The sequence below is a fragment of the Actinomycetospora lutea genome (assembly GCF_028737205.1).
In the GTDB taxonomy this organism is placed as follows: Bacteria; Actinomycetota; Actinomycetes; order Mycobacteriales; family Pseudonocardiaceae; genus Actinomycetospora; species Actinomycetospora lutea.
This window is the reverse complement of the sequence record NZ_JAQZAL010000028.1, coordinates 56,882-74,164: the sequence shown is the minus strand read 5'-3', so window position 1 is coordinate 74,164 and position 17,283 is coordinate 56,882. Positions and strand designations below refer to the sequence as shown.

Here is a 17,283-nt window from a genome sequence, read left to right as displayed (position 1 = left end):
GCGGCCACCCACCGATCACCCGACTCGCCTGCTGACAACGTGCCGGGTCACGACATCTAGCCGGAGCCCGGCCAGTGCGCCAGCGTGTGGATGTACTGCTGGCGCACGCCCTCGATGCGGTCGTCGAGGTCGTGGCGCGTCCAGTCCGAGATGTCGATCGGCGGCAGCACGGCCACCTGCACGACGCCCGGGTGGATGATCATCGCGTTGCGGCTCATCAGCTCGCCGGTGTTGCGGAAGACCAGCGGGACGATCGGCACGCCCGCCTGCATCGCCAGGTGGAAGGCGCCCTTCTTGAACTTGCCGGGCGTCGGCGTGGGCGAGCGGGTGCCCTCGGGCGCGATGACGATCGAGGTCCCGGCGCGCAGCCGCTCGACCGCCGGCTCCAGGGCCTTGCGGGCCTGGGCGTTGTCGGCGCGGTCGATGAACGCCGTCTCGAGCAGGCGCAGGAGCCCGCCGAAGAGCGGATCGTTGGCGAGCTCCTTCTTCGCCACCGGGGCGAAGTTGCCGCGCAGCAGGCCGCCGAGCACGAGGACGTCGAGCTGGCTCTGGTGGTTGAACAGGAAGACCGCCGGCTGGGCCTCCCAGATGTAGCGCGCGCCGTGCACGTCGAGCGAGACCCCGCTGGCCATGAGCGACAGGTCGCCGCCGAGGCCGATGCCGAGGTTCAGCCCGGCGCGCCGCGAGCCGCCCAGCAGCCCCAGCCCGAGGCCGGTGGCGAAGCCGCCCATCATCCCCGCGAACGTCGCCGCGGTGCGGGCGATCTCCACGGGCGTGGTCCACGGCCGGCCGGTGAAGTCGAGGGCGGGCCAGCCCCGCTCGGCGGCGGCGCGCCGCAGGCCCGCGGAGGGGTTGACCGCCGCCGGGTGGGCGACGGTGGCCAGGAACGGCACGTCCTCGCCGCCGTTGGAGTAGGCGAAGCTCGCGTCGAGGTCGACGTCGTGCGCGGCGGCGAACTCCTTGACCGCGGCGGCCTTGCCCTCGCCGTACGGGGAGCGGCCGTCGGGCCGGCCGGTCAGCGTGCCGTCCTCGCCCACCTCGACGGCGGTGTAGATCGTGTGCTCGACGCCGAGCGCCTTGGCGGCGGGCTCGACCTGGAACCGCGTCGCCGAGCTGGCCAGGACCACGGTGTGGCCCTTCTCCAGGTGCGCCCGGATCAGGCGCCAGGACTCGGGGTAGACGCTCGGGCCGATCTCGTCGCGGAAGAGCTTGTTGCCGATCTTCTCGAGCTCCTCGGGGGTGCGGCCCGCCCACGTGCGCAGCGTGATGCCGAGGAACTTGCGGAAGTCCTCCTCGCCGTGCAGGCCCTGCCACCCGCTGGCCAGCGTCTCGATGGTCGTGCGGGGGTGCAGGTCGAGACTCTTGACGTGGTGGCGCATGAACGCGGTGACCGAGTAGCCGGCGATCACCGTGCCGTCGAAGTCGAAGAACGCGCCCACCTCGGGCCCGTCGGGCGCGTCCAGGACGGCCTGCATCAGGTCGTCGGCGGTGACCGTCGTGCTGGTCTCAGGGTCGGACACCCGCGGACTCCTGTCGGTTCGTCGCGTCGGTCTCGTCGATGGCCACCACCCGCTCCACCACACCGCGGATCTCGGCGGCGAACGCGCGTCGCCGCGTCGCGAGGTCGGGCTCCCCCTCGGCGGGGGCGGTGTTCGGGGCGAGCAGCCCCCGGTTGGAGGCCAGCCGCAGCGCCGACGCGAACAGCTCCCGCGACAGCGACTCCGGCCCGTGCAGCTTGCCCTGCAACAGCAACTGCTGCCCGACGGCGGCGCAGCGCTCCAGCAGCTGGTCCTGGTCGACCGGGGTGTCGGGGTCGTGCTCCGCGAGCCGCTCGGCCACCACCCACTGGGCGTCGACGAACGAGCGCAGCACGCGGTGCGCGCACAGGAACCGGCTCTGGCGCAGCAGCTTGCGGGTGCGGGAGATGTCGGTGTCGTCGGAGCGCCAGTCGGGGTCGATGAGCGTCAGCTCGTCGATCAGCTCGGCGCGGAAGGTCTCCTTGTCGGGGAAGAAGAACTCGTACTTCAGCAGGTCACGCAGGTCGAGCGCGGCCTGGAAGCCCCGCGCGAGCGCGTCGCGGCCCGTGAGGTCGCCGACGTCGAGGATCGCGAGCTCGATGATCGCCCGGTTGACGAAGTGGTGGATCGCGGAGTTGCGGTAGAACGCCGCGACGATGTGGTGGCCGCTCTCGATCGAGAACACCGGCTCGGAGCCCTCGGTGTAGGCGCTGACGACCTTCTCGCGGCGCAGCGACAGCAGGGCCTCGGCGACGCCGCCGTTGGTGCGCAGCGACGCGATGCCGGTGTGGGGCAGTCCGCGGGCGTCGACGTAGTCGAGCACGGGCTCGACGACCCGGCGGACCTGCGAGAGCGTCAGCGCGCGGTCGCGCACCCCCAGCAGCGCCAGTGCCGCGAGCGCGATCGGCGTCACGGGCGTGACCCGGTTGATGCGGACGAACACCTCGAACGCGGTCTTCTGCAGCGCGAGCCGGCGGGCGGGCTGGTCCTCGACGGCCTGGTCGAGGTCGGCCTCGGCCCGGGCGTCGAGCGCGGGGTCGTCGGCCGCGGTCAGGGCGGCACGCAGCGACAGCGGCCGCCCGAAACTGACGTGCACCCCGCCGACGGGCCGACGCTGGGCGCGGGCGTAGCCCATGAGCCAGCGCAGGCCCTCCGGGGTCTTCTGGGCGCCGGTCTGCTCGGCGGCCATCTGGTGCACTTCCTGCAGCTGGTCGTGGATGATCGAGACCGGGACCAGGTAGACGTCCTCGGTGCGACGCCGCTCCACCGCGCTCGCCACGTCGGCCAGCAGCCCGTACTTCGGCGGGCGCAGCTTGCCGGTGCGGGTGCGCCCGCCCTCCATGTACCACTCGAGGTTGAAGCGCTTGGCGCACAGCCACGAGAAGTACTCGCGCACCACGGACTTGTAGACCGGGTCGCCGCCGAAGCTGCGGCGGATGAAGATGATGCCGCTGCGCCGGGCCAGCGCCTCGACGCCCATGATCCGCAGGTTGTCGCCGCCCAGGACGTGGTTGCGCGGGAAGTCGTTGCTGCGCAGCACGTCGGCGAGCACGAACGGGTCGGTGTAGGAGCGGTGCGAGGGCAGGAACACCAGCGCGTGCCCGGCGTTCAGCTCCCGTAGCGGCTCGAGCCCGGCGGTGTCGGCGTGCACCGTCCACGCCTTCTCGTGCATGGGGCGCAGGACCCCGGAGAACAGGTCGACGGCGGCGGGGTCGAGCGAGGCGACGATGCTCTCGAGGTCCTTGGCCGCCTCGGTCGCCACGTCCTCCTCGGGGCGCCCGGTCGACTCGGCCAGCCGGCGGATCTCACGGCTGAAGTGCGCCGACCCGACGATCTGGCCGGCGACCTCGCGCGGGACCTTGAAGCGGTTGCCGGTGAGCGCCCGCTCGGCGCGGTCGAGCGCGAGCGTGGCCTGGCGCGCGACGAAGCGCACGAAGTCGGCGGTGTCGGTGGCCGAGCGCTCGCGGCGGTGGCGGCGCATGAGCTCGTGGACCGTCGCGGGCCGTCCGACGACGACGCGGTGGTGCGGCGGCCCGCGGCGCGCCGCCCGGGCACGGGACCGCAACGCCCAGCCGCGCGTGAGGACGTCGGCGAGGCGCAGCAGCGTGCGGTCGGGCTCCGGGTCGGCCGACCACACCACGCGCACCGGCACGAGCAGCGGGTTGTCGCCGCGGGTCAGGCGCCCGGCGAGCTGCTCGCCCTCGGCCGGGAGCACCTCGATGCCCCGGCCGTTGCGCAGTCCGGACCGGATGCCGGCGAGCCAGCGGTCGACCAGGCGGCGCTCCACGCTCGACGGGGCGTCGACGAGGACGACCAGCGGCCGGTCGCCCGGGTCCGGGAGCGTCGCCGTGTCCTCGAGCGTGCTCAACGCCGCACCTCCGCCCCTCGCGACGTCGCGTACCCGGCGACGTGCCGCCCGTCGCCGCAGCTCCTGGTCCATCCGGACCCTACCCGGTGGGGTGGACCGGCGAGCCCCGGTCAGCGCGGCGGATGCGCCGCGTGCGACCGGGCGGGCGCGGGTCCGCGTCGATGAGTAGTCGGTCGGCAGCCCGTTCGCGGGCGGAGGACGGTGAGGCTCAGGCGGGGGCGGTGAAGCCCTGGGCGATCCGCGTGAACGCCCAGGGCTCCTGCTCGATCCCGCTGCAGTCGTCGGCCTCGTCCTCGGTGCCGGGGCACGAGCCGTTGTCCCGGGCGAGCGCCCAGAACCCGACGCCGCCGTAGCCGTTGCCGCGGGCGTCGTCGACGACGGCGCGCGCGTCCTCGGGCGACGTGGTCATGTCCATGTCGTTGCGCCCGAGCATGAACGTGACCGCGGTGCGGCGGCGCACGTCGGCGGGATCGCTCCCGGGCCACATCGCCTCGAGCTGGCCGACCGCCGTGCGCGCGGCGCCGGTCATCGCAGCGGCCCACGAGCCCTGGTACTCGAAGTTCATCACCATGAGGTTGACCCGCGCGGCGACCCCGGCGGTGGTGGCCGCCCGGACGAGGTCGCGGGCGTCCGCGCTGAGCCCCGCGGACACGCCGTCGACCTGCACGGTCAGCGTGACCCGCGTGCCGCGCTCGCGCTGGAGCAGGGCGAGCGCCTCGGCGATGCGGCGCGCGGACACCGTGCGGCCGCGGTCGGTCTCGACGTCGACGTCGAGGTGGTCGGCGCCGACCGCGTCGAGGGCGGTCGCGTAGGCGCGCGCCAGCGAGGGGGCGTCGGGGCAGGCCTTCTCGAGGTAGTCGCCCAGCGCGCCGCCCGAGGACACGGTCATGCGGCCGCCGCGCTGCTTCAGTCCCGCGATCCGGGCCATGACGGCCGGGTCGCGCAAGGCCGTCGTGCCGCCCCAGGTCGGCGCGCACGACCCGTCGGCGCCGGCGAGGACGAAGGCGAGCACCACGTCGGCGTGGCCGGTGGCGTCGGCCATGTCGGTCATGGTGGGCAGCGGCGGGGTGGTCAGGTCGACGTAGGGGGCGAACGCGACGGCGGGCAGCGGCCCGTCGGGGGCGGCGACCCCGGGGCGCCGCGGGGTGTCGGCGGTCGCCGAGTCCCCGGTCGCGGTCACGTCGGCGAGGGCGGGCTCCGGCGTCGGCGTCTCCCCGGTGACCACCGGCCCGGTGACGAGCACCGCGACCAGGGTGGCGAGCAGGACGGCGCGCAGCGACGGGCGTGCCGCCGGACGCCGGGTGCGGCTCAGGTGGCCTGGGCGTCGTTGCCCGCGGCGCCGTCGGTCTGGAGCTGGTTGCCGTTGCCCTGGCCCTCGTCGTCGTCCTGCTGGACCAGGGGAGCCTGCCGCTGCGGGGCGACCGGCACCACCGGCGCCACGACGGCCGGGCGCGGCGTCGTGCGGGGCACGCGCGGCGTCGTGGAGCGGGGCGTGGCGCGCTTGGTGGTGGTGGCGCGGGTGGAGCGCGCGGTGGTGGTCGGCTCGACCTCGGCGATGTTGCGGGCGTCGACCGTCGGCGAGACCGGCGCCGGCGGGGCCAGGGTCGGCGGCGGGAGCAGGGTCGGCGCGGCGGTCGGCCCGACCGGCCCCGCCACCGCGCCGACGGCGACCACGCCGACGTAGGACGCGCAGACGGCGGTGGCCGCGATCGCGGCGGTGCGCCAGCGCTTGGCGCGGCGGCCCGTGCCGTCGGCGAACACCGGCGTCGCCGGGCCCTGGGCGCTCGCGAGCGGCGGGGCGGGCGGGGCGATGACCGCCCGGTCCGCGCGGCGGCGTCCGCTCGGCGAGGCGCTGATCAGCGTCGTCGTCGCCCGGGCGGCGATCTCGGACGGGTCCGACCGGCGCGCGGCGGGGCGCTTGGCGGAAGTGGCGGGGGTGTTCGGGGTGGCCGGGCTGTCGGCAGCCGTCGTGCGCGTGGCGGCGGTCGCCGGGGCGTGCCGGGGGGTCGCGCGCGTGGCCGGCGGCGGGGTCACGACACCCGTGGGATCGGCCGGGGCCGGAGGCTGCGGGGGTGCCGGGCGGGCGGCGCGGGCCGGAGGAGCCGTGGGACGGGGGACCGGTGCCACGCCCGGGAGCGAGGGGTGGTCGCCGGGATGCGCGGGCCCGCCCGCGGCATGCGGCCCGGGGACGCGGGGCGCGGGGACGGCGGCGGCGCCGTCGGGGGCGTCGAGCCAGGGGCGCACGGCGGGGCGGGGCCCGGCGGCGTGCTCCGCGGACGGCGCCGGCTCGGCGGCCAGGATGTCGGCGAGGCGGGGCGTGGGGCGTCGGCGCCCGGGCTCGGGCGCCGCGGGCAGGTCGGGCACCGCGCGCAGGCGGCGGTCGGCCCGGGCGCCGGTGCCGAGGTCCGCTCCGGCGTGACGCGGGTGCTGTCCGATCGCCGGCGGTGCCGGCGCGTCCGCGCCGTGGGTCGCCGGCGAGACCGGTGTGGCCGGCGCGGCGTGCCGTCCGGCGGGCGGCTCTGGTGCCCGTCCGTGTCGCATGAGGTCCCCGATCGTGTGACAGCCCCCCGACAGGGTGATGCACAAGGGCCATCGTCCAGCGACATCGTGTCGTTACCGGACGGAGACCGACAAGTGCCTGGTGCGGACGAGGGATGAAGCGTCACTGGTCCGGAACGACGAAGGCCCCCATCCACACGGTGGATGGGGGCCTTGGACGGCGGTGTCGGGGTGGCGGGATTCGAACCCACGGCCTCCTCGTCCCGAACGAGGCGCGCTACCAAGCTGCGCCACACCCCGGAGGCGATCGCGCAGTCGAGACTCTACCTGTCCGCCCCCGAGCGGGCCGACGGGGGATGCCCCTCGCGCGCGGCCGGGGACGCGACCGCCGCGCCGGGACCCGACGCGCGCGGCACGAGCTCGAGCAGCGTCGCCTCGGGGCGGCACGAGAAGCGGGCCGGCGCGTACGGCGAGGTGCCCAGACCGGCCGAGACGTGCAGGCGCATGTGCTCGCCCCAGCGGGAGGCGCCCCGCGCCCGGGAGCGGTCGAGCCCGCAGTTGGTGACGATCGCGCCGTACCCGGGCACCCGCAGCTGGCCGCCGTGGGTGTGGCCCGCGAGCACCAGGTCGTAGCCGTCCGCGGCGAACGCGTCGAGCACCCGCGGCTCCGGCGAGTGCGTCAGGCCGAGGCGCAGGTCGCACGGCTCGTCGGCGGGGCCGGCGATGCGGTCGTAGTCGTCGCGGCCGATGTGGGGGTCGTCGACGCCGGCAGCGGCGATCCGTACGCCGTTCACGATCAGTGTGTGCCGGGCGTGGGTGGCGTCCTGCCAGCCGTGCTCGAGCATCGCCGCGCGCAGGTCGCGCCACGGCAGCTCGGGGCCGAGGACGCGGTGCTGCGGGCGGAACAGGTAGTGGCTCGGGTTCTTCGGCTTCGGCCCGTGATAGTCGTTGCTGCCCCAGACGACGAGGCCGGGCCGGTCGAGCAGCCCGCCCAGCGCCCGCAGCACCGCGGGGACGGCGCGCGTGTGGGAGAGGTTGTCGCCGGTGTCGACCACGAGGTCCGGCTCGAGCGCCGCGAGGCCCTCGACGAAGCGCTGCTCGAGGCGCTGGCCGGGCCGCAGGTGCAGGTCCGAGAGGTGCAGGACGCGCAGGGTGCGCCCGGCGGCCGTCACGGGGTCGAGCACCTCGAGCCGGGTCCGGCGCAGCGTGAACCACTGCCGCTCGATCCCGACCGCGTAGCCGAGGCCGAGCGCGCCGGCGGCGGTCACGCCCGCACCGACCCGCACGGTGCGGCGCAGCAGCCCACTCATCCGCCGGCCCCGTTCACCGCGCCGGCCAGGGGTGGCCCGCTCGGCGGCGACGGGGCCGCCGGCACCGTCCCGTTGGAGACCTGGATGGTGACGACCTGGTCGGGCAGCACCGAGCCGCGCGGGTTCTGGCCGACGACGGTGCCCGCGGGCGCGCGGTTGCCGACGGCCTGCTGCTGGACCCGGAACCCGGCGTCCTGCAGCTCCTCGGTGGCGTCGTCGGCCTGGTCGCCGACGACCTCGGGGACCTGCTCGTTCGAGCCGCCCTGCAGATAGCGCGGGCTCGTCGGGGGCAGCGGCGCGACGGGCAGCGGTGCGAACAGCGGGTTCATGGCCTTGAACCACGTCCGGGCCGGGGTGGTCCCGCCGAAGAGGTTGCCGTCGCCGCAGGGGAACGGCGGGCTGTCGCCGCCGCCGTCGCACAGCGTCCGGGGCGACGAGGAGTCGTCGAACGTGATGACCGCGCCCGCGTACTGCGTGTTGAAGCCGAGGAACGCCGCGGAGCGGTTGTTCTGCGTGGTCCCGGTCTTGCCCGACAGGGGCCGGGCCCAGCCGTTGGCGGAGGCCGCGGCGGCCGCCGTGCCGCCGGGCTGGTCGTCCTTGCTCAGCCCGGTCATCAGGGTGTCGGCCAGGGCGGGGTCGACCACCTGCTCGCAGGGCTGCTCGGCGACCGGCACGGGCGCGCCGCTCGTGTCGGTGACCGACTCGATGGGGCTCGGCGGGCACCACATGCCGCTGGAGCCCAGCGTGGCGCCCACGTTGGCGAGCTCGAGCGTGCTGGTCGGCGTGACGCCGAGGGTGAACGAGCCCTGGTTCTGCTCGCGGGCGGTGTCGGCGATCGACTCCCCGTTCGGTCCGGGATCGGCGAGCGATCGCAGGCCGAGCTTGACCGCCATGTCCACCACCGGGGGCACGCCGGTGGTCTCCATGAGCTTGACGAACCCGGTGTTCGGCGACTGCGCCAGCGCGTCGGTCATGCTCAGGAACGGGGCGAGCCCCTCCTCGGCGTTGCGCACCGGGAACGGTCGGCCGCTGCCGTCACGGTAGATCGGCGACGCGTAGCCGTCGGGCGGGATCGGCATCTGGTAGTTGATACCGAGCCCCTCCTCGAGGGCGGCGGCCGCGGTGAAGATCTTGTAGGTCGACCCGGCGCCGAGGTTGACCGGCTCCCAGGGCAGCCCGTAGCTGGTCTCCAGGGCGTCGCCGTCCACGCCGAAGACGCGGTTGGCGCCCATCGCGACGACACGGTGCTTGTCGCGGCCCGGTTGCACCGTGGCCATGACGTCGGCGACGTTGCGCTGACGGGCGGGGACCTCGTCGTTCAGCGCCTGCTGCATGACGTTCATGGCGTTGCGGTCGAGCGTGGTGCGGATGGTGTAACCGCCCCGGTTGATCTGCTCGGACGAGATGCCCGACTCGCCCAGGTAGTCGACGACGTACTTGCAGAAGAACGCCGCGTTCCCGGCGCCGATGCACCCGTTGGGCGGCGTGGCCAGCGGCTCGACGATCCCCAGGGGCGCGGCGGCCGCCTCCTGCGCCTGCTGCTGGGTGATCATGCCCTGGCCCAGCATCTGGTTGATGACCTCGTTGCGCCGGCCGGTCGCGGCCTGCGGGTGGCGCGTCGGGTCGAACTGGGTCGTCGACTGCACCATCCCGGCGAGCATCGCCGACTGCGGGATCGTGAGGCGGTCGGGTGTGGTGTTGAAGTAGGTCCGCGCGGCGGCGGCCACGCCGTAGGAGTTGTTGCCCAGGAAGACGATGTTCAGGTAGCGCTCGAGGACCTCGTCCTTGGCGTCGCGCTTGGTGCGCCCCGAGGCGAGTTCGCGCTCGAGCTGCAGGGCGACGCGGACCTCGCGCAGCTTGCGGGCGTACGTCGGCTCGGTGGCCTGCAGCCGCTCGGACTCGGTCTGCGCGGTGACGTAGAGCTGGTAGTTCTTGATGTACTGCTGCGTCAGCGTCGAGGCGCCCTGCTGGGTGGAGCCGGCGGTCTGGTTGGTCACCAGGGCGCGCAGCGTGCCGGTCCAGTCGACGCCGTCGTGCTCGTAGAACCGGCGGTCCTCGATGGCGACGATCGCGCCGCGCATGGCGGGCGACATCTGCTGCAACGAGACCGGTGTGCGGTTCTGCTCGTAGAGGTAGGCGACCGGGGCGCCCTGGTTGTCCGTGACGGTCGTGACACCGGGCAGCTGGCCCGCCGCGAGGTCCGAGGACGTCGCGTTGACCGTGTCGCTCGCGTCGTTCGAGAGCAGCCCCACGCCGCCGACGAAGGGGAAGGACATCCCGGCCACGATCACGCCGGCCACCAGGCAGACCGCCAGGAGTTTCGTGATCGGCCGGGCCGTCGCACCGATGTTCCGTCCGCCCCTCGCCACGGCGACGAGGGTACGCGGTGCGTCGTCGGGGATCTGTCGGTGCGGCGCCGTGGCGCGCGGGGCGGCGCGACCCCCCGCGCACGGATCGTGACGGATCCTTCCGATTTCGTTGTGGGGGGAACCGGGCGCTCCTAGAGTGCGTCAGACCCCAACGACGGGCTGGCCGCGCCCGGGGACCGATCCGGAGCGCGCACGGGGACCCACCTGCGGGGAGGTGTGTCCACGGATGAGGGGCCCGCACGGGGAACAGAGGGTGGGGACACGACGTGACAGGTGAGTCGATGCCGGCCGGCGCCGCGACCTCGATCGACTGGCGGCACTCCGCGCGCTGCCGTGACGAGGATCCGGACACCCTGTTCGTGCAGGGCGCGCAGCAGCGCGACGTCCGCGAGGTGTGCCGGGCCTGCCCGGTGCGCACCGAGTGCCTGGCCCACGCGCTGGACAACCGCATCCGCTTCGGGGTGTGGGGCGGCATGACCGAGCGCGAGCGGCGTGCGCTGCTCAAGCGGCGCCCCGACGTCATCTCGTGGGCGGCGCTGCTCGAGTCGGCGCGCCGCGCGGCGGCCGCGAGCCCGCCCGCGAACCCGCAGGTCCCCGCGGCGCGCGATCGCCGGGCGGCCCGCCCGGCCGTCGGGGGCACCGGGGCCACCGCACCGGCCGAGGCGCCGACCGCGCACGACGGCGGGCGCCGGCACGCGGGCTGACCTCAGGACGCCAGGCGGCGCCCGATCTCGCGCAGGCCCTCGAGGTCGTGCACGTCGGTGGCCATCGCGGGCACGTCGACGATCGGCACCGTGGGGTGCGCGCGGGTGAAGCGGCCGAGCACGCGGCGCTCGCGCTCCGCGGTCTCGACGCGGTCGGCGTGCAGGCGCAGCACGGCGGCCGCCAGCTCGGCGCCGGGAGGCGAAGCATCCTGGGGACCACGCCGATAGGGGAGCCCGACCCGATCGTCCTGCGCGGCCTCGAGCGTCTCGGCGGCCTCGCGGGCCCGGGCGCCCGAGAGCGTGGCGTGCACCGGGTGGGTGCGGTTGAGCACCAGGCCGGCGAGCGGCATGTGCTCGTCCGAGAGCCGCTCGACGAAGTAGCTGGCCTCACGCAGCGCGTCGGGCTCGGGCGAGGCCACCACGACGAACTGGGTGCCCGGGGCGCGCAGCAGCTGGTAGGTCTTGTTCGCCCGCTCCTGGAAGCCGCCGAAGAGCGTGTCGAAGGCCTGCACGAACGCCGAGGCGTCGGCCAGCATCTGCCCGCCGAGGATCGTCGACACGGCCTTGGCGAACAGGTTGAACGTCGAGCCGACGATCTTGCGGAACGCGTAGCCGCCGGCGCGGGCGGGGGCCGAGAGCAGCCGGATCATGCGCCCGTCGAGGAACGACGAGAGCCGCTGCGGGGCGTCGAGGAAGTCCAGCGCCGAGCGCGACGGCGGGGTGTCGACCACGACGAGGTCCCAGTCGCCGGTGGCGGTGAGCTGGCCCAGCTTCTCCATCGCCATGTACTCCTGCGTCCCGGAGAACGACGTGGAGATGGTCTGGTAGAAGGGGTTGTCGAAGATCGCCTGCGCGCGGTCGGGCGTGGTGTGCCCGGAGACCATCTCGTCGAAGGTCCGCCGCATGTCCAGCATCATCGCCTGCAGCTCGCCGTCGCCCGCTCCCGGCGGCAGCGCGCCCGGCACGGTGCGCGGCTCGTTGTCGAGCTCCTCGAGCCCGAGCGACTGCGCGAGCCGGCGCGCCGGGTCGATCGTCAGCACGACGACCCGCCGGCCCTGCTCGGCGGCCCGCAGCGCGAGCGAGGCCGCGGTGGTCGTCTTGCCGACGCCGCCCGAGCCGCAGCACACCAGCACCCGGGTGGCGCGGTCGGCGAGCAGCCCGTCGAGGTCGAGGTGGCGCGGCCTGCCCGAGCGTGTGGTGTCGGAGCGTGTGGTGTCGGAGCGTGCGGTGTCGGGGCGTGTCGTGTCCGCCATCAGCGCACCCCCTGCTCGCGCAGCAGCTCGGCGAGCTCGTAGATCCCGCCCAGGTCGACGCCCTCGGTGAGCTCGGGCAGCTCGAGCTGCGGCAGTCCGGCGGCGTCCAGCCCGGACCGCACGGCGGCCTCGACCTGGACCCGCTCGGCGTGCTCGACGGTCTCGCTGACCAGCCCGTCCACCTCCTCGTCCTTGAGGAACAGCCCCGCGGCCTCCAGCCCGGAGCGCAGCCCGGCGCCGAGGCCCGCGCCGGTGGCGGCCCCGGTGAGCGCGGTGGCCGGCAGGCGCGACGGCCGGACGCGGTTGACCAGGATCGCGCCCATCGGCAGCCCGGCCTCGCGGATCTCCGCGACCGTGTCGAGGGTCTCCTGCACGGGGAGGTCCTCGAGCTGGGTGACCAGGTGGACCGCGGTGCGCGAGGAGTGCAGCAGCTCGACCACGCCCTCGCTCTGGGAGTGGATCGGGCCGGTGCGCGCCAGCGAGCCCATCGCCTTGGTGACGTCGAGGAACTTCACGACGCGCCCGGTCGGCGGAGCGTCGAGCACGACCGCGTCGTAGAGCGGGACCCGCCGGCCGCCGCGGCGGTCCTCGCCGACGGTGCGCCCGACGCACTCCTTGACCTTGCCGGTGAGCAGGACGTCGCGCAGGCCCGGTGCGAGCGTGGTCGCGAACTCGATCGCGCCCATCCGCCGCAGGGTCCGCCCCGCGAGCCCGAGGTTGTAGAACATCTCGAGGTACTCGAGCAGGGCGGCCTCGGCGTCCACCGACAGCCCGCGGACCTCGCCGCCGTCGGGGGCCACCGCGATCCGCTGCTCCGCGTAGGGCAGGGGCGGGGTGTCGAAGACCTGGGCGATGCCCTGCCGGCCCTCGACCTCGACGAGCAGGGTCCGGCGGCCCCCGGCGGCGAGCGCCAGGGCCAGGGCCGCGGCCAGCGTCGTCTTGCCCGTGCCGCCCTTGCCGCTCACCACGTGCAGCCGGGCCTCGGCGAGGGCGGCGGGCCAGTGCTGATCGGTCACGCCGTCCACCCTAGGCCCGGTCGGCGGGCCCCGCGGGCGGTGCGCACGGGGTCCGGGTCACAGCGGGGTCGGGGGGCTTCTCTACCCTCGCCGCATGAGTGCCGAGGTCGTGAAGTGGGAGTACGCGACGGTGCCGTTGCTGACGCACGCCACCAAGCAGATCCTCGACCAGTGGGGTGAGGACGGCTGGGAGCTGGTCACCGTGCTCCCCGGTCCCACCGGTGAGCAGCACGTCGCGTACCTCAAGAAGCCGCGATCGTGAGTGACGGGAGTCGCCGCGGAGCGGAGCTCGACCCGAGCACCGGGCCGCACGAGCGGCTCCGGTCGCTGGGGCTGGAGCTCCCGCCCGTCGCGACGCCCAAGGGCGTCTACGTGCCGGCGCGGCGCACGGGCGGCCAGGTGTGGACGTCGGGCCAGCTGCCGCTCGTCGGCGGCGAGCTCCCGGCCACCGGGCTCGTCGGCGCGGAGGTCGACCCCGACGACGCGGCCGCCTACGCCCGCATCGCCACGCTGAACGCCCTGGCCGCGATCGACGCCCTGGTCGGGCTCGACGCGGTCGCGTCGGTGGTCAAGGTCGTCGGCTTCGTGGCCTCCGCGCCGGGGTTCGGCGGTCAGCCCGGTGTGGTCAACGGTGCCTCGGAGCTCCTGGGTGCGGTCTTCGGCTCGGCGGGTGAGCACGCCCGCTCGGCGATCGGAGTCGCGGCGCTGCCGCTGAACGCCCCGGTCGAGGTTGAGGTCGTCGTCGACCTCACGTGAGCTGGTGACGGACCCGCCCGGTACCCCGGGCGGGCCGGCGGGAGAGACGCCGCGGGCGGATCGGAGCGCAGAGCGTGGAATCGAGGACCGGGACCGGATCCTGGACCGCGTCGTCCAACGAGGCCGAGCGGGCGTGTCACGACGTCCTGCTGGCCATGGCCGGGCGGCTGCCGGACCGCCTGCTCTGGCGCCTCCGCGACTGGCTGTCCTGCGGCGCGCACGTCGCGCTGCGCACCGCGCTGCCCCGCGCGCTCCTGCGCCACCGGGTCGGCGTCACCGAGGACGAGCGGGCGCGCCTGCGCGCCGCGGTGCTCGCCTGGGGCGGGCCGGCGCGGCTGGTCGACGCGGTGCTGCACGTCGACGCCGCCCCCGAACCGGTCGCGACGTTCACCGAGCCCGGCGCCGGGCCCGGCTGGGACGACACCGACCTGGTGCTGCGCGCCCTCGCCCCGGTGACCGCCGGGGTCACCGCGATCCGCCGGACCTGGCGCGCCGGCTCCCCGGGGCCGGTGCGGATCGTGCTGGTGGCCGCGGACGCCGGCGCCGACCACGCCGCCCTCGCCGGCGCCGTGCAGCGCGCGCTGCGGGCCCGCGGCGAGGCCGACCCGTGCGTCGAGGTGCTCGGTCCGACGGCCGCCGCCGCGCCGTACCACCGGGCGGCCCTCGCGGCGTCCGAGGTGCTGTGGCGCTCCAGCGAGGGCCGCGTGCCCTCGCCCACCCGCGCCGGGCTCGGCGCGCAGGCCGGGGAGCTGGTGGGCCATGGCTGAGCGCGACATGACCGGCGAGGACCGCCCGGAGCTCGAGCGCCGGCGCGCCGAGGACCCGCCGCGGATCGGCCGCTTCGGCTTCGGCGAGATCGGGGAGCTCGGCGAGCTCGACGGTCTCGCCGGCGGCCGGGGCGACCTCGCCAACCTCCCGCCCTGGTCGGTCCGCGACGAGCGGGCCGGGGCCGAGCGCCCCGACCGCGACCCGGTCGCGCTCGCCGCCTGGCGCCGCGTCGCCGAGCGTCGCCGCCAGCGCGCCGCGGCGGTGGCGCCGGAGCTCGCGGGCCCGGTCGACGAGCCCGGGGGCGGCGAAGCCGATCCCGCGCCCGATCCAGCCGCCGTGCCCGAGGCGCCGAAGTCGCAGCGGCTGCTGGCCGAGCAGGCCCTCGCCGCGCTCGAGCGCGCGGCGCGGGAGGACCAGGCGCCCGACGACGAGCCGATCGCAGCCGCGCCGGCGCCGGAGGAGCCCGACGAGCCCGACGAGCCCGAGGCCCCGGACGAGCCCGAGGTCCCGGACGGCGCCGCCGAGCCGGCCGAGGACGCGCCCGAGCCACCCGTCGCGTCCGAGGACCCGTCCGACGAGGGCCTCGAGCCGTGGCTCGGGTCCGGACCCGTCGACGCCGAGGCGCGCGACGACCGGACCGGCCCGCCCGGGCGCCCCGGCGGTCCCCCGGGGGCCCGCGGCGGGCACGACCCGCGGCCCGGCGGCGGCCCGTCCGAGCCGGGCGGGCGCCACGAGGTGCTGCTGTCGCTGGCCGGGCGGATCGACGACGACGCGCTGACCTCGGTGCGCGAGCTCGTCGCCGTCGAGGACGAGGCCGCGGCCGCGGAGCTGCTCGGCGGCTGCCTGCTGGCCGCCGGTGCGGGCGTCACCGCGCGCGAGCACGCCGTCCTGGGGCGCTGGTTCGCCGCCTCGCGGGTCGACCCCGAGCTGGTCGACGCCCTGCCCCGCGACCCCGAGGCCGACCGGCGCGACGAGCACCGCTTCACCGCCGACCCGCCGTCCGGCGCCGCCGCGGCGGGCGGGGCGGGCGAGGCCGTCGCGCGGGCCGCCGCCCGCCTGCCCGGCGTGCAGCGGGTGCACCAGTGCTGGCGCACCACGCCGGCCGGCACCGCGCCCGGCCCGGTGCCGCACCGGGTGGTGCTCGTCGAGACCCGCTCGGCCGACGACTGCGAGCACGTCGCCCACCACGTGGCCCACGCTGCGCGGGGGCACGGGGCGGTGTCGGTCGAGGTGTTCGCGGCCGGCGCCGAGCTCCCCGCCTACCACCGCGCGGCCGTGCGGGCCGCCCGCCCGCTCGAGACCGGCCCGCCGTCCGGCGAGACGACGCTCGTGCGCCCCTCGGGCCCCTCGACCCGCCCGGCCGCCCCCGCGTCGTCGGCGTTCGCCACCGGCGGGTCGGCGAGCCCGCTGCGCCCCCGCCGCCCGGACCCCGCGCCCACGTGGCGCCGCGGCGCCGAGGAGGTCCCGCCGTTCGGGGCTCCGGCCGGCGAGGAGGTGCCGCCGTTCGGGGTGGCGACCCCGACCGCCCCCGCGGGCGAGCCCGACGACGCGGTGACCGGCCCGGCCGAGCTCACCGCCCCGGCCGAGCTCACCGAGCTGGCCGAGTCCGTCGAGCCCGTCGAGGAGGAGTACCGCACGGTCGCCGCCGCCGGTCGCGACCCGCTCGAGCGCACCGCCCCGCCGGAGGAGCGGCCCGGGACGGTCGACGCCGCGGAGCCCGAGCATCTGGCCGAGCCGGCCGAGACCCTGGCGACACCCGCGGCGCCCGCACCCCCCGAGCCCGCGCCGGTCGACCTCGACCCCGAGGACACCGCCGAGCGCATCGCGGCGCTCTGGCGCGTGCCGCCGCCCGACGAGATCCTCTCCGACCAGCACCCGATCTCGAGGTGGAGCGACGGCCCGGTCGGCCCGACCTTCGGTCCCGCCGAGGACGAGCCCGTCACCACCGCCCAGGAGCGCCCCGCGTCGCCGCGGGACGCTGCGCCGGTCGACCCCGACGCGGCCACCGGCGACATGCCCGCCGTCGCCCCGGCGCCCGACGCCGCCCACGCCGGGCCCGCTCCGCACGACGCCCCCGCCGCGAACGGGCGGGTCCGGCGCGCCCGGCACAGCCGCCACGAGACCGGCGAGCTCGAGGTGCCGGCCGACCTGACGGCCCCGGCGGCGCCCACGAACGGCCACCGGCACGGCCCCGGCGCCGACGGCCACGACCGCTCCGGCGAGGCCGCCACGGGCCCGGTCACGCGCCCCGAGCAGCCGGCGGCCCCCCGACCCCCCGAGCACCCCGAGCCCCCCGAGGCGTCGGCACCCCGGCCGCCGGCCTCGTCGGACCCGGACTCGTTCGACGTGCAGCTCTCCGATCGCGAGCGCGAGCTCCTCGCGCGCCTGCACGAGGAGCTGGCCTCCCGGGAGCGCCTGGCCCCCGAGAGCCCGGACCCGCTGCTCGGGCGCCCGCCCGCCGCGCCACCCGGGTCCGAGGACGCCACCGCGCCACGTCCCCGCCCGAACGGCCCGCCGCCGGGGCCGGGCCGCTCCGGTCCGTGGCAGGGCCCGCCCCCCGGGGTCGCCGGAACCAACGGTGCCGGCACGAACGGGCACGGTCCCGTCAACGGTCACGGCCTGCCGCGTCGAGCAGACCACGACGACGAGGACGGACCCCCGCGCGACGCCTAGATCGTCCCCGGCGGCGAGGAGACGCCCATCGCTCCTCCACCGCGCTGTCG

Annotated in this window: 12 protein-coding genes, 1 tRNA gene and 1 pseudogene; 5 read left to right on the top strand and 9 right to left on the bottom strand. The window is 76.3% G+C overall.

Going from position 1 to position 17,283, the window contains the following annotated elements:
• Positions 1–56: 56 nt before the first annotated feature.
• The 7 genes from PHK61_RS25335 to PHK61_RS25305 form a co-directional block, all read right to left on the bottom strand.
• Entirely contained in the window at positions 57–1,520 is a 1,464-nt protein-coding gene (locus tag PHK61_RS25335) for an HAD-IB family hydrolase (RefSeq protein WP_274283799.1), read from the bottom strand.
• Positions 1,507–3,885 (bottom strand): glycerol-3-phosphate 1-O-acyltransferase, encoded by a 2,379-nt coding sequence (locus PHK61_RS25330; protein ID WP_274283798.1) that lies wholly within the window; start codon positions 3,883–3,885, stop codon positions 1,507–1,509. Before PHK61_RS25330 ends, PHK61_RS25335 begins: the two co-directional genes overlap by 14 nt.
• Before the next feature lie 208 nt (positions 3,886–4,093).
• On the bottom strand, positions 4,094–5,128 hold the full coding sequence (locus PHK61_RS25325; protein WP_274283797.1) for a glycoside hydrolase family 18 protein: 1,035 nt from the start codon (positions 5,126–5,128) through the stop codon (positions 4,094–4,096).
• Positions 5,129–5,193: 65 nt separating this feature from the next.
• Entirely contained in the window at positions 5,194–6,426 is a 1,233-nt protein-coding gene (locus PHK61_RS25320; RefSeq protein WP_274283796.1) for a hypothetical protein, read from the bottom strand.
• 184 nt (positions 6,427–6,610) lie between these two features.
• A tRNA-Pro gene (locus tag PHK61_RS25315) sits at positions 6,611–6,684 on the bottom strand.
• 23 nt (positions 6,685–6,707) lie between these two features.
• A complete protein-coding gene (locus PHK61_RS25310) occupies positions 6,708–7,694 on the bottom strand; it encodes a metallophosphoesterase (protein ID WP_274283795.1) in 987 nt (328 codons plus the stop codon).
• Positions 7,691–10,063, bottom strand: coding sequence for a penicillin-binding protein (locus PHK61_RS25305; protein WP_274283794.1), 2,373 nt, complete (start codon positions 10,061–10,063; stop codon positions 7,691–7,693). The genes PHK61_RS25310 and PHK61_RS25305 overlap by 4 nt, the downstream gene beginning before the upstream one ends.
• 281 nt (positions 10,064–10,344) lie before the next feature.
• On the opposite strand from PHK61_RS25305, the pseudogene PHK61_RS25300 reads away from it, so the two are divergent.
• Positions 10,345–10,620: pseudogene (locus PHK61_RS25300) on the top strand (WhiB family transcriptional regulator); the annotation flags it as partial.
• Between the two features lie 149 nt (positions 10,621–10,769).
• Here the strand turns inward: PHK61_RS25300 and bagB are convergent.
• Together bagB and bagA are read right to left on the bottom strand one after the other, a co-directional pair.
• On the bottom strand, positions 10,770–12,020 hold the full coding sequence (bagB, locus tag PHK61_RS25295) for an ATPase BagB (RefSeq protein ID WP_274283793.1): 1,251 nt from the start codon (positions 12,018–12,020) through the stop codon (positions 10,770–10,772).
• The gene (gene bagA / locus PHK61_RS25290; protein WP_274283792.1) at positions 12,020–13,036 is read right to left on the bottom strand and encodes an ATPase BagA; all 1,017 of its coding nucleotides are present in this window, start codon (positions 13,034–13,036) and stop codon (positions 12,020–12,022) included. Before bagA ends, bagB begins: the two co-directional genes overlap by 1 nt.
• A 94-nt stretch (positions 13,037–13,130) precedes the next feature.
• Between bagA and PHK61_RS25285 the strand changes: the two genes are divergently transcribed.
• From PHK61_RS25285 to PHK61_RS25270, 4 genes are all read left to right on the top strand, one after another.
• Positions 13,131–13,298 carry a Sp36 family protein gene (locus PHK61_RS25285; RefSeq protein WP_274283791.1) on the top strand — a complete coding sequence of 56 codons (168 nt, stop codon included), beginning with the start codon at positions 13,131–13,133 and terminating at the stop codon, positions 13,296–13,298.
• The gene (locus PHK61_RS25280) at positions 13,295–13,792 is read left to right on the top strand and encodes a RidA family protein (protein ID WP_274283790.1); all 498 of its coding nucleotides are present in this window, start codon (positions 13,295–13,297) and stop codon (positions 13,790–13,792) included. Before PHK61_RS25285 ends, PHK61_RS25280 begins: the two co-directional genes overlap by 4 nt.
• A 74-nt stretch (positions 13,793–13,866) precedes the next feature.
• Positions 13,867–14,559 carry a hypothetical protein gene (locus PHK61_RS25275; RefSeq protein WP_274283789.1) on the top strand — a complete coding sequence of 231 codons (693 nt, stop codon included), beginning with the start codon at positions 13,867–13,869 and terminating at the stop codon, positions 14,557–14,559.
• Entirely contained in the window at positions 14,552–17,233 is a 2,682-nt protein-coding gene (locus PHK61_RS25270; protein ID WP_274283788.1) for a hypothetical protein, read from the top strand. The genes PHK61_RS25275 and PHK61_RS25270 overlap by 8 nt, the downstream gene beginning before the upstream one ends.
• Positions 17,234–17,283 lie beyond the last annotated feature (50 nt).

What these genes read in the sequence shown, in the direction of transcription:
- PHK61_RS25270 (WP_274283788.1), top strand. Translation starts at nt 14,552, where the DNA reads ATGGCTGAGCGCGACATGACCGGCGAGGACCGCCCGGAGCTCGAGCGC.
- PHK61_RS25320 (WP_274283796.1), bottom strand. Translation starts at nt 6,426, where the DNA reads ATGCGACACGGACGGGCACCAGAGCCGCCCGCCGGACGGCACGCCGCG.
- PHK61_RS25285 (WP_274283791.1), top strand. Translation starts at nt 13,131, where the DNA reads ATGAGTGCCGAGGTCGTGAAGTGGGAGTACGCGACGGTGCCGTTGCTG.
- bagB (WP_274283793.1), bottom strand. Translation starts at nt 12,020, where the DNA reads ATGGCGGACACGACACGCCCCGACACCGCACGCTCCGACACCACACGC.
- PHK61_RS25310 (WP_274283795.1), bottom strand. Translation starts at nt 7,694, where the DNA reads ATGAGTGGGCTGCTGCGCCGCACCGTGCGGGTCGGTGCGGGCGTGACC.